Annotated in this window: 12 protein-coding genes; 4 read left to right on the forward strand and 8 right to left on the reverse strand. The window is 64.6% G+C overall.

What is annotated here, in order from left to right; genetic code table 11:
- Positions 1–29: 29 nt before the first annotated feature.
- The 7 genes from AB5K84_RS35870 to AB5K84_RS35900 all read right to left on the reverse strand — a co-directional run bounded on the left by AB5K84_RS35870 (position 30) and on the right by AB5K84_RS35900 (position 4,495).
- Complete coding sequence (locus AB5K84_RS35870) at positions 30–770, reverse strand: hypothetical protein (RefSeq protein WP_038966575.1); 741 nt, start codon at positions 768–770, stop codon at positions 30–32.
- Between the two features lie 168 nt (positions 771–938).
- On the reverse strand, positions 939–1,232 hold the full coding sequence (locus AB5K84_RS35875) for a hypothetical protein (RefSeq protein WP_051000319.1): 294 nt from the start codon (positions 1,230–1,232) through the stop codon (positions 939–941).
- A gap of 19 nt (positions 1,233–1,251) precedes the next feature.
- Entirely contained in the window at positions 1,252–1,548 is a 297-nt protein-coding gene (locus AB5K84_RS35880) for a hypothetical protein (RefSeq protein ID WP_083860092.1), read from the reverse strand.
- The gene (locus tag AB5K84_RS35885; protein ID WP_157839408.1) at positions 1,548–2,375 is read right to left on the reverse strand and encodes a hypothetical protein; all 828 of its coding nucleotides are present in this window, start codon (positions 2,373–2,375) and stop codon (positions 1,548–1,550) included. The genes AB5K84_RS35880 and AB5K84_RS35885 overlap by 1 nt, the downstream gene beginning before the upstream one ends.
- Positions 2,376–2,386: 11 nt before the next feature.
- The gene (locus AB5K84_RS35890; RefSeq protein ID WP_416412346.1) at positions 2,387–3,244 is read right to left on the reverse strand and encodes a metallophosphoesterase; all 858 of its coding nucleotides are present in this window, start codon (positions 3,242–3,244) and stop codon (positions 2,387–2,389) included.
- Between the two features lie 40 nt (positions 3,245–3,284).
- Complete coding sequence (locus AB5K84_RS35895; RefSeq protein ID WP_038966572.1) at positions 3,285–3,887, reverse strand: hypothetical protein; 603 nt, start codon at positions 3,885–3,887, stop codon at positions 3,285–3,287.
- Positions 3,887–4,495, reverse strand: a complete 609-nt coding sequence (locus AB5K84_RS35900) for a hypothetical protein (RefSeq protein ID WP_038966571.1) — start codon at positions 4,493–4,495, stop codon at positions 3,887–3,889. The genes AB5K84_RS35895 and AB5K84_RS35900 overlap by 1 nt, the downstream gene beginning before the upstream one ends.
- A 280-nt stretch (positions 4,496–4,775) precedes the next feature.
- Between AB5K84_RS35900 and AB5K84_RS35905 the strand changes: the two genes are divergently transcribed.
- The 4 genes from AB5K84_RS35905 (at position 4,776) to AB5K84_RS35920 (ending at position 11,935) form a co-directional block, all read left to right on the forward strand.
- Complete coding sequence (locus AB5K84_RS35905) at positions 4,776–4,967, forward strand: hypothetical protein (protein WP_028150823.1); 192 nt, start codon at positions 4,776–4,778, stop codon at positions 4,965–4,967.
- A gap of 61 nt (positions 4,968–5,028) precedes the next feature.
- On the forward strand, positions 5,029–7,674 hold the full coding sequence (locus tag AB5K84_RS35910; protein ID WP_244441966.1) for a PD-(D/E)XK nuclease family protein: 2,646 nt from the start codon (positions 5,029–5,031) through the stop codon (positions 7,672–7,674).
- Entirely contained in the window at positions 7,674–10,955 is a 3,282-nt protein-coding gene (locus tag AB5K84_RS35915; protein ID WP_038966569.1) for a UvrD-helicase domain-containing protein, read from the forward strand. The genes AB5K84_RS35910 and AB5K84_RS35915 overlap by 1 nt, the downstream gene beginning before the upstream one ends.
- A gap of 80 nt (positions 10,956–11,035) precedes the next feature.
- Positions 11,036–11,935, forward strand: coding sequence for a hypothetical protein (locus AB5K84_RS35920; protein WP_038966568.1), 900 nt, complete (start codon positions 11,036–11,038; stop codon positions 11,933–11,935).
- Between the two features lie 57 nt (positions 11,936–11,992).
- On the opposite strand, the gene AB5K84_RS35925 is transcribed toward AB5K84_RS35920, so the two are convergent.
- On the reverse strand, positions 11,993–13,642 hold the full coding sequence (locus AB5K84_RS35925) for an AAA family ATPase (RefSeq protein ID WP_108914077.1): 1,650 nt from the start codon (positions 13,640–13,642) through the stop codon (positions 11,993–11,995).

A 13,642-nucleotide genomic window follows, 5' to 3' on the forward strand; every position in this document is an offset into this window, starting at 1 on the left:
GCTTTCCTTTCAAAGCGAGGCCAGGGACATCACAACAACGCTGCACCGTCGTTCATCAAATGCACGGTCGGGTCGCGCTTGATGTCCACCGTCAGATCGATGCTCACCACGCGACGGACGTGCAACGCCGCGAGAGCGGCGCGCCCGGCGGGCCCCGACCCGATCGCCGCCGTTACGACCGAGTACGGGGCCGCACCACCCACCGCGGTCAGCACTTGCACAACGCGGGCGACGTCGATGGCGGTCACCGCGGTCTTCCGATCGAGCCACACGTCGTGGCCGGCGCTCCAAGCGTCCGCGGTAGGCAGATCGCGAGAACGAACGATCGCGAAGAACGCGTAGTTGATGCGGTCGTACACGTCCGTCGCCAGCCCGAGCTTGTGCAGATAATCCGGATCCTTGTTCCGCGGATCCTTGTCGTCTTTCGCTTCGACGACGACGTGTCGGCCGTCGAAGGGCGCCCCGTCGGGCTTCCATTGCATAGCCGCGAGCCAGAACGGCGTGCCCTCGTCGAGGGCCCGCACGAAGCGCGCGTCTGCGACAAGCTCGAAGTCGGGGAAGAAGTCGAGCGTGCGCTCGGGTCCGGCGACCCGCATCGTCAGCCTGTGGGGCTGGCTCATGAGATACCGGATCGGACTGGCGACCTCCGCGATTTCCATGAAAGGGTATTCGACCTTGATCGATTCCCATGGAAGAGAACGATGTCCGGCCTTGATGCAGAGCGGCCGCCCCGTCGGATGCGGTTCGCACCCCGTGATCAGCGGACGCACGGGCCCACCGGACTCGGACTCCCTGATCGTCGCGAGAATGCCTTCTTCGGCAAGCTCTATCTCTCGACGCACTATTAGCTTACGCAAGCCGCTCAAAGGTACCGCCCCTTCCTGCCCGCGTTTGAACTCCACCGCCGGCCGCGGAGGCAAGATTCGAATCCTGCCAAGTCAGATCTGTCCACCGTCCTCCTCGGCTTGGAAAGCAGTCCATCCCGCCTTGTCGATCTCTTCGCAGGCTTTCCGAAGCAGCGACCAGATCCCCCGCCGGGGGTCGTGAGCCGAGACCGACGCGTTGGCAAATCCGGGAGACGTCCCCGTCAACGGGTTCGCCAATTCCATCGCCGTAACCAGGTAGTCCGACACGTCGTCGAGCCCGCCCTCGTTGTCGATGCACATCGACGCAATGGGACGACGCAAGGATTCGGATCCTGCTGGCAGAAGCTCGATGGTGACCATCAGCATGAAGAGCCTCCGACAGGCGCTAGTTCTTCGGACCCGGCCGACGCCCGCTCGGGAGATCGACCCAGTCGGCCTTCATGGCCTCTTCGCAGGCCCGCTGCAGCAGGCTCCAGACACGCTGCCGACGCGGATGGCCCATGACCTTGAAATCGGCCGTCCCAGGCGGTTCGCCGGTCAGAGGATTAGCTACCTCCATGGCGACGACCCGATAGTCGGACACGTCAGCGAGATTGCTGAGGTTCCCGATATGAAGGGTCCCGATCGGCTCGTGCAGTCCTCCGACGCCTCCGGACCACAGCTCGACTTTCACGACTAACATCACTTGTCCTCCTGCTTGAGATTTCGGCTTGCGCGCAAGGCGGCCGCGGCCGATGCGAGCCGCTGCACGATGCGCTGAGAGCCGGTGCCGGGACGCAGCGCAGCGACGATGTCGTCGAGATCGAGGCCCGCGACGGTCGAATCTTCGAGGGTCACCGGCGCCCAGCCAGCCACGCGCGCGATGGCCGCCTTCACGACCGCGGCGTTCGGGGGCGCCAAGGCAAGCACGAGGTCGGCGGCGCCGACGAGAGTGCGCGGCAGCAGATTGGCGTCGGCGGAAATGCCGACCACGGACTGCCCCGCCGACAGAGCCAGCGAGACCGCGTTCGATCCGGACCGGTCCTGGAATTCGGTCTGGCCCGCGCCGTAATTGACGCGCTGAATCCAGCGCTCGCCGAACGCGGCCCGGTAGTGGGTGGAGACCGGCTCCGCCCACGCTGGCGTCGGGACCTGGACGACGACGCACAGGGCCTGGCCGTGGCGCAGCCTGCGGCGGAGGGCTGGCGTGGTCGCGGCGTCAAACGTCGCCGCGACCAGCGCGGCCACGGGTTCAGAGCCGGCCGGCGACGAGGCCTCCTTCAGTTCCATGTCGAAACCGATCTCGGCGCCGTCCTCCGGATCTTCGAACCGACGAAGCCGATGGTTGAACACACGGTCGAGCAGGACGGTGCCGGGCTTCGCGTGCAAGTCGACGAGGCGTTTAGGCGCCAGGCGGACCACGATGCCGGGCGACCTCTCGCGCGTTTGCCTTTTCGCGCGCGGTTCTCCGCCCCGTCGGACATTGCGTGGGGAGCTTCGGGGGTCCTCGGTATCGCCCGGGTCGCGCATTTCCAATCCTTTCAGATCTCGATGACGAGCTTCTCGTCGAAGTTTTGGTTGTCCCAGGTGGCCTGTTGGCCGGGCCACGGCCCATACCCCTTCGCGTTGCTGAGGACGCGAGTCGATCCGCCGACAACGGCATCGAAGGATTGGTGCGTGTGCCCGAAAACCCACAGGTCGGCCGGGCGAAGCTCGCCGCGCCCGTCGTCCGGCGCCGGCGACATCAACGCCCGGAGGTCGCTGCGGAACGCCGCGTCCAGCGCGGGATCGTCGCCCGATCCGCTTGGAGAGACGGACATCTCAGGAATTGGCGCGTGGTGACTGACGATCACGAATTTTTCGTCGCCCCGGGGTCTGCGCAGTTCGGCCTCCAGGAACGCGCGCGAGTCCTTGTGCCTGGCCAGCGCGTGCGACGGCCGGAAGCGCTCGGCGTAGCGGTTCGTCCTGATTTTTCTGAAGTCGTTCATGCGCTCCGCGGCGATCGCCATCGAGCGACGAGCGTCGCCGTTGATCGCGAAATCTGTCCAGAGCGTGCAGCCGGCGAAAGTGACGTTCCCGGTCCGGGCGATCCCGTTCTGAAGGACGCGCACGTTCGTGCCGGCGGCCGCGGCCTGGGCCTTCTCGACGGTCCGATCGACGTCGGTTCCGTAAAATTCGTGGTTGCCCAACACGTAGATCACCGGGCGGTCGTTTACGTGCTCGAGCAGCCACTTCACGCCGCGTTCGGCCCGCGGCACGAGATCGCCGGCGACCACCAAGACGTCGAACTGCGGGCGCGCGTCTTCTGCAGGCAAATCCCAGCCGCGGGTCAGCTCCAGATGTATGTCGGACATGACCCAAAGTCGCAGCTTATCCCGAGGCCGGAGGAAGGATCCGATCGGTGCCGACCCCGAATCTGTATGGAGGGGTGCCGCCATGTCAGAGCTCACTCGGGCCGACGTCCAAAAACGCGTCGTGTTCGAAATCATAGAGGCTGCAAACAATAGCGCGCACGCGTCCGACCACGGTCTTTTGCCTCAGATGCATGTTCTCGATGCCGGGCTTGACCGGCACCGGTCTGCCATAGGCATGTGCCGAGCAGCGAGTTTCGAACGAGTTGTCGTGTCGATGAAGGCGCCCTCGCCCGCCGCAGATTTCGCAGACGCACTGGCTCCGGGCCTCGGCCAGATCGATTGCGAGGCGTACCTCGGCCTCCGACGGAGCCGACAGCGAACCGCCCCAATAGAATCGAAGCACGCCCTGAAACTCCGCGATCCGCTCGAAACGGAAGATTTCTCGGCGGGAGAGCGCGTCCTCGATCCGGACGCAGCACCGCTCGATGATGTCGCGCCAACCGGGTCCGCAAAGAGGCAACGCCGGCCCGCCTGGCAGCCTAGGGAAGAAGTCTGGATGCGATCGCATCAAACTCTCCCGCCAGTCATCCGCCGGGACCGCAATGGATGCGCTCGCGCGGCGAGCTAAGACGTCGGCGCAATTCGACGACGCCACGCCATCGGAATGCGGAAAGAGATGCCGTACCATCACTTTTCCCCGACGACGCGTTCGCCTGGCGTCGCAAGCCTGGAGCTTCGGATCGAGACGAGAGTTTCGCCGCCCAATGCCGGCGCGAGCTCGAGTTCGACGAGATCGGCGCACGCCAACCAATAGACGGCGGGCGCAATGTCGCCGTCGAAACCGATCGCCTTCGAAAGCTCTCGGATCGTGATGGACCCGTGACGGCTCAGTTCGCCAAGAATCGACGCTTGGGTCGAAGGCAACGGTGCGGTCGGCCGATGCCTCCAGACCTCCCTGCAGTTCGATGCGAAGGGCTCGGACAAGATATCCTCGGCATCGAATTCCATCAGGCCGATGCCGCGCTCGGCGATCGCCAAGAGGTGCATTCCTTCGGTATCGATGTCGCGAAGGGGACGATCCTCGACGATGTCCAGAACGAAGCGGCCGACGTCGAAATCGGCGACCATCATCCCGACGTCGACCGTCTCACCGCGGAAATTCAGCCAGGGCAGGAAGGAAAGAGCCCTGATTTCCGGGTCGAGCGAACACTGTATGGCCAGATCTAACTGCAGCTTCGAGGCAATCGTGATCGGCACCACGGTCTTCGCACCGAAGAACTTTTTGAAGGAAGGCACCGCTTTCTCCGACCGGCGACGTCGCGCGAGATGTCTGCCATTGCCCCGTACGGCGCCCCAGCCGCCGGGAAAGCCCTTCGTAAAATTGGGAGAGCGCGCCAAGCTAAACCCTCGTTTTATCGTCAACGTTCGTTATTAGATATTTAGATATCTAAAAATTATGGGCGTGGCAATAGGGCGAAATATCGTGGAAAAGCCAGTAATGCGGGCAAAATCGATTGCGTTCGGCTATAGCGGCGATATTCTTAGATACTTAGATATCTGACCATAGGAGCCGCGCTTGCCGCGACCCAAATCCAAGGTGAAGAACAACGCCCAGACGAAAGGTCTCCGCGCGACCCTGCTTTATCTTCACCCGGATACGGTCAAGGCTCTGAAGAGCGCTGCCATTCTGGAAGAGAGGCCGGCGTACGAGGTCGCCGAGCAGGCCATAAAGGCCTATCTCCGCCAACATCACAAATCTTCCGAATGAACGAGCACCCAATCATTTCAAGGTGTTCGGTCGTCTCCCGGCTTTAGACGTCTTGGCGGCAATGATCCGGTTGCGAACATCGATAGTCGGCGGTCCGCTCGCGTTCCAGATGCGTCGTGCCGCCGCTGCCCGAGCAAACGAATGCGGCCTTCAGGTCCTGACCCTGCCGAATTTGGCTGCGCGCCTCGCCAGTGGCTTCAGGTCGCCCGTACCTTCGGAACAGCTCGATCGTGCCATCCAGCAGGCTCTCGCGGCGGGCGGTTTTCGAGAGATCGAGAAGGTGCGGCACCTTCCGGGTATGACGAGAGCTGTCTCCCGCGCCCTCCGCAAGGTCTGGGACGCCGATGTCTCGCTTCGGAGTACGGGCCCGAAGAATGCCCGGCTTTCGGATTTGGCTTTGATCGAGGACCGCGTTCGGCGCGAGCTGCCGCTCGCGACGGCGCTACCGATCGATTTGCGCGACGAGGCTCTGTCGAAGATGCGGCACGCGGCCCGTACGATCGGACCGCTGACGGTCGATCGCCTTTCCTGGATCGCCCCGCTTTGGCGGCCCCTGATCGACGCCTTGGCGAAAGAGGTCTCGGTCGAATGGATCGCGTCGCCGCACGCGGAAACCGCCTGGTTCGCGGGAAGGATCGTGCGGCCGCCGGAGGTCGACCGTCCAGCGCCCGCCGCCGTGTCGTGCGCCGATCCGCACCACGAGGTTATCGAAAGTCTGCGGTGGGCGCGCCTTCTGATCGCCTCCGGCATCGCCCGGCCGGACCAGATCGCGATAGTGTCTGCGGGAACGACGCCGTGGGACGATCACTTCCGCGCCCTCGCGCCGGACGCCGGCTTCGGATTGGCATTCCCGCACGGGATCCCCGCGCTTTCGACCCGTGATGGTCAGCGGTGCGCCGCGCTGGCGGACGTGCTCCAACATGGTCTGAATCAGCAACGCTTGCGACGTCTCGTTTCCCTTTGCCTGGGCGAGCGCGGCGCATTCGAAAGTCTGCCCGCGAATTGGCTGGCCTCGCTGCCGCGCGGCGCGACCTTGTCTCGCCCAGAAGAATGGCGACGCGCAATCTCGGCGGCCGCGGCGAACGATGCATCTCTGGAAGGCGGGCTGGGCGCTTTGCCGATCGTGGATATCCTCGCACGGGGCATCTCGGCGGCGGCCGAAGCCGCGCCTCTCGTTCTACACGGTAGGGCGCTGCAGCTATGGCAGAGCGCGCTGCGCAGCGCGCCTCCAGAGGCCATCGAGCTCTCTTTGCGGTCCTCGCGCATCGAATCCGATCACGACGCGGCCGATTCCGTGGTGTGGTGCTCGGCACGGGAGCTGGCCACCGCGCCGCGACCGCACGTCCGACTTCTCGGGCTGACGGACCGCCACTGGCCTCGCCGGCAGGGCAACGACTCCATCGTTCCGGATCACGTTCTGTCGAGCGCGATCCTCGATCTCGATCCAGTCGCCGAAGCCGACCGTCGGCATTTCCGCATCGTCGTCGAGGCAGCGACAGGCGGAGCGGTGCTCTCCCGTGGGCGCCGAAGCGCGCAGGGAAGCCGCGTGGGCCGAAGCCCTCTTCCGGAAGGCCGGCCGGAAGAGCAGCTCTCGAGAGCGCGCGTTCCGGAGCACGCCTGGAACGAGGCCGATCGCATCATGGCCCGCCCGCAGGATGCGGCGCAGCTTGATCGCGTGCGATCGGCCGACGCCTGCTGGCGCGATTGGCATCTCGAGCGGTTCACGCCGCACGACGGGAAGTTCGACGCCGAACATCCGGTCGTCGTGAGATCAATCGAACGCGTGCAGTCCGCGACATCCCTGCGAAGGATGCTGCGGGATCCGCTCGGCTTCGTGTGGCGCTACGCGCTCGGCTGGAATGCGCCTCGTGATCGCGAACAGCCGCTAACGATCGCCCCCGACGAGTTCGGCAAGCTGGTCCACGAGCTTCTCCGACGCGCGGTGGACGCGCTCGAGCCGAATCCCGGATATGCACGCGCGTCGGACGCGGAGATCGAAACCGCTCTCGCGGACGCCTCTTCGGTCGTCAGGGACGCGTGGCCACTGCTGGGACAGACGCCACCGGCGCTGCTGTGGCGCAATACCGTGGATTTCGCGGCATCGTTGGCCCTCGCGGGATTGCTGCGGAAGGAGATAGCGGATGCGGGCACCCGAAGCTGGACGGAAGTGCCGTTCGGCCAACCGAACACCGTCGCCACAGAGCGGCAACTGCCGTGGGATCCGACCATTCCGGTCGCGATACCCGGGACAACCGTCACGCTCGGCGGCTCGATCGATCGGCTGGATCTCAACAGCTCGGGCACCGCCGTCCGCGTCTGGGACTACAAGACCGGCGAGGCGCCCAGGAACGCGGGACGCATAGTGATCGAGGGCGGGTCCGAGCTGCAGCGGGCGTTGTATGGACTGGCCTGCCGACAACTGCTCGACGGTGAACCGACGGTCGTCGCCCGGCTGCTCTATCTTCGCGGCGATACTCTCGCCGTCAGGCTTTCCGATCTCGACGCCGCCGTCGAGCAGATCGCCGCCTTCGTGAACGTCGCGGTCTCGATGATGAGGAAGGGCGTCGTCACCTCGGGCCGGCTTTCTTTCGACAGGTCGAACGAACTTCGATTGGCCATGCCTGCGTCGCCCGGCTACGAAAGGCGCAAGCTGGCCGCAAGCAACGAGATCAACGCGGCCATCTCGCGATATTGGAGCACTCCGTGATGGAGATAGTCGACGGGGCCGAACGTCTCAGGGCGTTGACCGAGCTGGACTCCTGCCTGTTGGTCGAAGCTGCAGCGGGCACCGGCAAAACGTCCCTGCTCGCCGGTCGCGTGGTGATGCTGCTCGCGCGCGGGGTCGATCCGCGGTCGATCGCGGCAATCACGTTCACCGAGCTCGCGGCGGGCGAATTGCGCCAGCGCATCGCCTCCTATCTCCATCGCATACTCGAGGGCCGGATTCCGGACGAGCTCCGGCCGGCCCTGCCCTCCGGTCCCGACGCCGCCCAGACCGCGATGCTACGCAGCGCCGCGAAGCGCCTCGACGAATTGACCTGCGGAACGATCCATTCGTTCTGCCACGACCTTCTGAGGACGTATTCGGTCGAAGCCGCGGTCGATCCCGGCGCGGACGTCCTTGACGGAGATCAGGCCGATTTCGTTTTCGACGCCATCTTCGACCGGTGGTGGCGCGGCAGGCTCGACCGCACTGCGCCAGCGGCCGGCGACCCGATCGCGTCCGTGGCGCGGCGGGATCCGATCGACGCCGAAGGGCTCCTGCGCAGCTTCGCCAAATTCCGCCGACGCCATCGGGGAGCACGGCCGCTGCCCGCCGATCTCGACGCGCGAGCGGACGTCGAGTTCGCGGAAAGCGTGCGGGAATTCCGGCGCTGGTGCGATCAGGTCGACGTGCCCCCCGAGGCCGATCCGGACATCGTCGCGCTCGAGACGTTGGTCTCCCACTTCCGGGGACGCTTCGATCCAATGCCCGACTTCGAAGGCCTGCTGGAGCTCGCGCACCCCGTGTGGCTGCCGATCATGCGCAAGGACACGTCCGACCTTCGGGAATACAGACGTCGGACGCTCTGGCGGAAGGCCGGCGGCGCGGACGGCAAGCGATTGGCGGACCAGGCCGCAGAGCATTTCGGCCGATGTCGCAAGGCCTATGGCGCGTTGATGGGCCGGATCGCGACAGCCATCATCGGGATATTCTCGGCCGAGCTCGACGATGTGATGACGGAGTACGAGACATTCAAGAGACGGGCCGCTGTCCTCGACTTCGACGACCTTTTGTTCACGTGCCGCGAAGTGTTGCGTGACCATCCTTCCGTCCGTACGACCGCCGCGGAACGCTTCTCGCGGCTTCTGGTGGACGAATTCCAGGATACCGATCCCGTGCAGGCGGAGATCATCTTTCTGCTGTGCGGAGCAGCGGAAGACGACCGCGCCTGGCATGAGCGATCGCTCAGACCGGGCCAACTCTTCGTCGTCGGCGACCCGAAGCAGGCCATCTATCGATTCCGCGGCGCGGATCTGGCTACGTATCTCAGGGTGCGCGAGACGATCGAGGCGCAATTCCCCGACAATATCCTCAGGGTGACGGCGAACTTCCGGTCTCGCGGCCAGATACTGGATCACGTGAACCGTTGCTTCGAGGAACGGCTGTCGGCGCAGCAGGCCGGCTACGTCGCCTTGCAGACCACTAGGGCCGCAGGCGAGCACGGCTTGCCGTGCGTGGCGAAGGTTTCGGTGGAGCTTCCCCCGTTGACGAGAGTCGACAGTGCGCGCGACGAGGAAGCCCAGGCCGTGGCCGAAGTATGCGCGCGCCTCATCGGCAACATCGACATCAAGCTCAACGACGGCGAGACCAGGCGCCTTTGTCCGGGCGACATCGCTCTGCTCGCACCGGTTTCCACGGACCTCTGGCGGTACGAACGCGCTCTCGAAGAGGCGGGCCTCCCCTTCGCCTCGCAGGCAGGGAAGAACCTCTACAAGCGGCAGGAAGCGCAGGATCTGGTGGCGCTGATCCGCGCCCTGGCCGACACCCGCGACACGCTGGCGCTCGGAGCGCTCATGCGCGGTCCGCTCGTAGGCCTGACCGAGCAGGAGCTGCTCGACATCACCGCCGATCTTCCAGTCGACGGCGACCGGATCGCAGGTCTGTCTCTCCGGACCGATCTGGCGGCGGTCCGAAATCCGGTCGCACGGGAAGTGCTGACCATTCTGAATGACCTGCGCCGCCGCATCAACGCGACGGCGCCCGCCTTCGTTCTCGCCGAGGCTATCGAGCGTCTGCGCATCCGCGCCATCGTCGCGGCCCGCAGCGGCGACCAGGCCGCGCGGACGCTCGCGAACGTGGACGGCTTCGTCGAACGGGCCCGAAGCTACGACGTCCGCGGCTTCGTCCAGTTCGCCCGCGACATCGACGACGAATGGTCGAGCGGATCGGCGGCGCCTGAGGGCTTGATGGAGGCCGACGGGCAGTCGATCGAGATCGTCACCGTGCATACCTCGAAGGGGCTGGAGTGGCCGGTCGTGATTCCGATCAACCGCTCGTCCATGCCGCGGCGGGCCGAGGCGTTCGTCCACCGGCGACGGGACGAAAGCCTGCATTGGGCGCTGGGCCAGGTGGTGCCGCCGGGATTGGGCGACGCGCTGCGGACGGAAGAGGCCGAGAAGAGGGACGAGAACGTGCGGCTCCTGTACGTCGCATGCACGCGGGCGATGGAGCTCCTGGTCATTCCGGACTTCTCTTGGAGCAACGACGCTTCCTGGGCGAAGCTTCTCGACTTCAAATTGGACACCGTTCCCGAACTCGACATCGGCCGTCTCCCCCGCGCGCCCGTCGCCTCACGCGTTCCGGTGGCGAACGGGCAGACCGCGCAGATCTTCGCGGAAGAGCGATCGCGCATCGAAGCCGCGCCGCGCGTCCGTTGGATCAAGCCCAGCGACGGCGATCCCGACGTCATCACGGACGAACTGTCCTTCGAGACGGGCGAAGAGCTGCCACGCGCCGAGACCACGGTCGAAGGAGGCCGCATGCGGGGTATCCTTCTCCATAAGCTGATGGAGGAGCTCATCTCCGGCGAGTTGGAGGAGAACCTGGAAGCCGCGACCGCCCGGTCCAACGAACTATTCGATCAATTGTCTTCGATGGCGCCGACGCACGCCGCGATCGACGTACGGGAGCTCGCTTCGACCGCGTTGCGGACGTTGCGACTGCCGGACGTCGACAGATACCGCGGAAGGCTCGTCGCGGAGGTGCCGGTCTACAGTACGGCGGCCGGCCCCGGCGATCTGGTCGGCGGCCGGGCCGACGCACTCGCCCACGACGACGAGGGGAGAGTCGTCTTCGACTGGAAGAGCGACATCGATCCCAAGGAGGCCGAGTTCTCGACCTATCGGCGACAACTCGCTCATTACCTTCGGGCAACCGGATCGACTCGGGGCGCCATCGTGTACATGACCTCCGGGCACGTCGACTGGGTCCGTCTTGCCGGTTGACGGCGCCGCCTCATCGCCGCGATGATCCTCATCCTATAAGCCGAGAACAGGCTGTTTCCGACACATAAACGGCAAATCTGATGGTTCTGGAAGATCTCGTTGGGCAAGACACGCGCCTCTACGCCAAGAGCGAATGGGCACCCGCGAGCGCGCTGTGGCCTGCGCTCTCGTTCTCGCAACGCGGGGTCGCCAATACGTTCGGCGGAATCTATTCCCGCGGCCGCGACTTCGTGATCACGATCGGCACCGGAAATCCACGAGACACGCTTGATCCCGCGCATCGGCAACGCCTGATGTCTATCGTCGACGTGGCGCCGAACATCGTAGTCGCCACCGGAGATCTGGTCGAGCCAGAAACATGGAGGCGTGCGCAACAAACGCACCCGGATCGATGGAAGCTGTCGATGCCGATCGTCCGCTGCTGGACGTTTTCCGATTTTCCGGAAGCAAAGACGTCCATGACGGAGACCTACCGCAGGTTTTCGAATCCCACGACTCGCGGAAAACCGATCCCTGTCGAGGGCAGCGACCGCGCAACGTTGCTCGGACTTCGGTTGTCCGCCGTCGAAATTCCGTCGTATGTAGAGCGAAGGCTGCACCCGATCCCCGAGGATCAATTGCTGAACCGGGACATCACTCGGCTCGTGAACAATATCCTGGGCTCCGTCGGACGGGCTGGCACCGAACGCACCGGTACCTACCCCGAGCGCAGTTCGCTGAATTTTTCGGACCTCTTCAAACTGCTCAACGAGCTATGGCGGAGCCAGCGCGGCAGGTGCGGATTATGCTGTGAACCGATAGTGCCCGGCGAGGAAAACGCATTGCTCCGAATGTCGGCGGACCGGATCGAGAGTGCCAACAAGGGCTACCACTCCGACAACGTCCACGTGACCCATGTAGGGTGCAACCTTGCCAAGAGCTCCGCTTCGCTCGAAGTGTGGGCCGAGTTTCTTGATGTGGTGCGCGGAACGCGCGATTGAGAGGCGCGCCAGCAAGACAACGTTCGGCGCCTTCTGCCGGCAAAGAAACTCGATGATTTATTCTGCCGCCTGTTCACCCTTCTGAATACGAAGGTCGATCACCTCGACGTCGTCTCGGCCGTCCGCAGTCAGTGCGGCGTCCGCCTGGTCGGCGAACAAACGATGATACTTGTCGACGAGGCCCTTCTGTCCTCTCCAGCCGCCGTCCCGCTGCTTGTCGGCAAGCGGCCGGTCGATGAGCGCGTATCGTTTCTGCACGTCGGCTGGGGCTATCGCCAGTTGCCGTAGCCGGTCATCCGATTCGATGTGCATCGCATCGACGATGACCGATCGCCCGTTTCCGAGGACCTTGGCGCTTCTCATGCGCACTTCATGGAAGATCTCGGACTGGGCGCCGCGCACCTCGCCGTCCGGACTGCGCTCTTTCCTGATTTCGTCGGAGGAGACCACATCTACGCCCTGCGCTGCCGACCAGGTCGATTTACCTGCTCCGGAAGGACCGACCGTAAGCGTCATGCTCTGCCCGCAGCGCGGCCAGTTCCAACCCGGAATGTCGAAGTCGACATCGCCGATCGTCGCTTCGTAGTAATCGGAAAACCGCGACACGACCTCCGGTTCGATCAGATCGAAGTGGGCCACTTTGTTGCGTATCCAGCCGGCCTGACCCAGCAGATTCGCCTCGTTGGGGCTGAGCAGGTCCTTGGTGAATTCCTTCAGGTCGTAGAACTCGAGTTTCCAGAAGTCCTCGATCGTCTTCACGTGGTCATTGATCTTCCGGACGTAGGGCTTGGCGGGAGATACCTTCCTGGCGAGTACGTGTTGATACCTCGAGATCAGCGACCGCAAGACGCGATGGGTGAATGGCAGCAGAACGCTGGCTTGAGCGCTCCAGACTCTCCGCCGCACGTGGTCGACATATCCGTGTTGGAGCGCGGCCACGGCGTGCGCGGCCGGCTCGTCGTCCCAGTAGTCGACCAGGCCGTTTTCCCAGCACGGAAACGGATACTGTCTTTTTGCGACCAGACGATCGAGCAACGGAAAGGGCGCGATCTGGTCGGCGGCGTCCCAACCGACCGTCTCCTCTAGAAGCTCGCGCGACCATGCGGCCACTTCGATCGCGGCGGCGTGTCCGACGCGCGAGGTCAGCCCCTGGGCCGGACGGGCACCGATCGCGGCGGCATAGCTTGCGCTGTCGTACCGATCACACATCCCTTGGGTCGAAACGAGGGGCGCGGGTCCGCAGAGCGCTGATCGGTCGTCCCGATCGAGCCCGGTCGGGAGCAGAACGAGCAGAACCGGTCCGACGACGGTCTCCTCCGGCGGCTCAGCCATGAGCTGTCGCAGAAACAGGCTCCAGCGACGCAGTTGCGTTCGGTCCAGTCCGTCGACGATCATTACCCGGTCGACAAGGCTCGGATGGACGGCGAACTCGGCTACCGTGCCGATCTCGATCGCCGACACGTCGAGGAATCCGGCCAGCATGTGGGCGATGGGTTGCGACTGATCCTCCGCCGTCAGGTCGATCGACACGCTGTCGAGCGAGAGCTCGGTACGGAGCCTGCGTTCGATCGCCGCCGCCAACCCGGACATTCGCGGAGTCGGCGTCGAGATGCAGACGACCTTCTCCTTTCGGGAAACTGCGAGCGCTATCTTGCTGAGAACGCTCGACGGTCCGGCTTGGGCCCACCACAAAGCTTCGCGATCCAT

The sequence above is a fragment of the Bradyrhizobium sp. 1200_D9_N1_1 genome, assembly GCF_052075915.1.
GTDB lineage: Bacteria > Pseudomonadota > Alphaproteobacteria > Rhizobiales > Xanthobacteraceae > Bradyrhizobium > Bradyrhizobium diazoefficiens.

What these genes read in the sequence shown, in the direction of transcription:
- AB5K84_RS35875 (WP_051000319.1), bottom strand. Translation starts at nt 1,232, where the DNA reads ATGCTGATGGTCACCATCGAGCTTCTGCCAGCAGGATCCGAATCCTTG.
- AB5K84_RS35880 (WP_083860092.1), bottom strand. Translation starts at nt 1,548, where the DNA reads ATGTTAGTCGTGAAAGTCGAGCTGTGGTCCGGAGGCGTCGGAGGACTG.
- AB5K84_RS35885 (WP_157839408.1), bottom strand. Translation starts at nt 2,375, where the DNA reads ATGCGCGACCCGGGCGATACCGAGGACCCCCGAAGCTCCCCACGCAAT.
- AB5K84_RS35895 (WP_038966572.1), bottom strand. Translation starts at nt 3,887, where the DNA reads ATGGTACGGCATCTCTTTCCGCATTCCGATGGCGTGGCGTCGTCGAAT.
- AB5K84_RS35910 (WP_244441966.1), top strand. Translation starts at nt 5,029, where the DNA reads ATGATCCGGTTGCGAACATCGATAGTCGGCGGTCCGCTCGCGTTCCAG.
- AB5K84_RS35915 (WP_038966569.1), top strand. Translation starts at nt 7,674, where the DNA reads ATGGAGATAGTCGACGGGGCCGAACGTCTCAGGGCGTTGACCGAGCTG.
- AB5K84_RS35920 (WP_038966568.1), top strand. Translation starts at nt 11,036, where the DNA reads ATGGTTCTGGAAGATCTCGTTGGGCAAGACACGCGCCTCTACGCCAAG.
- AB5K84_RS35925 (WP_108914077.1), bottom strand. Translation starts at nt 13,642, where the DNA reads ATGGATCGCGAAGCTTTGTGGTGGGCCCAAGCCGGACCGTCGAGCGTT.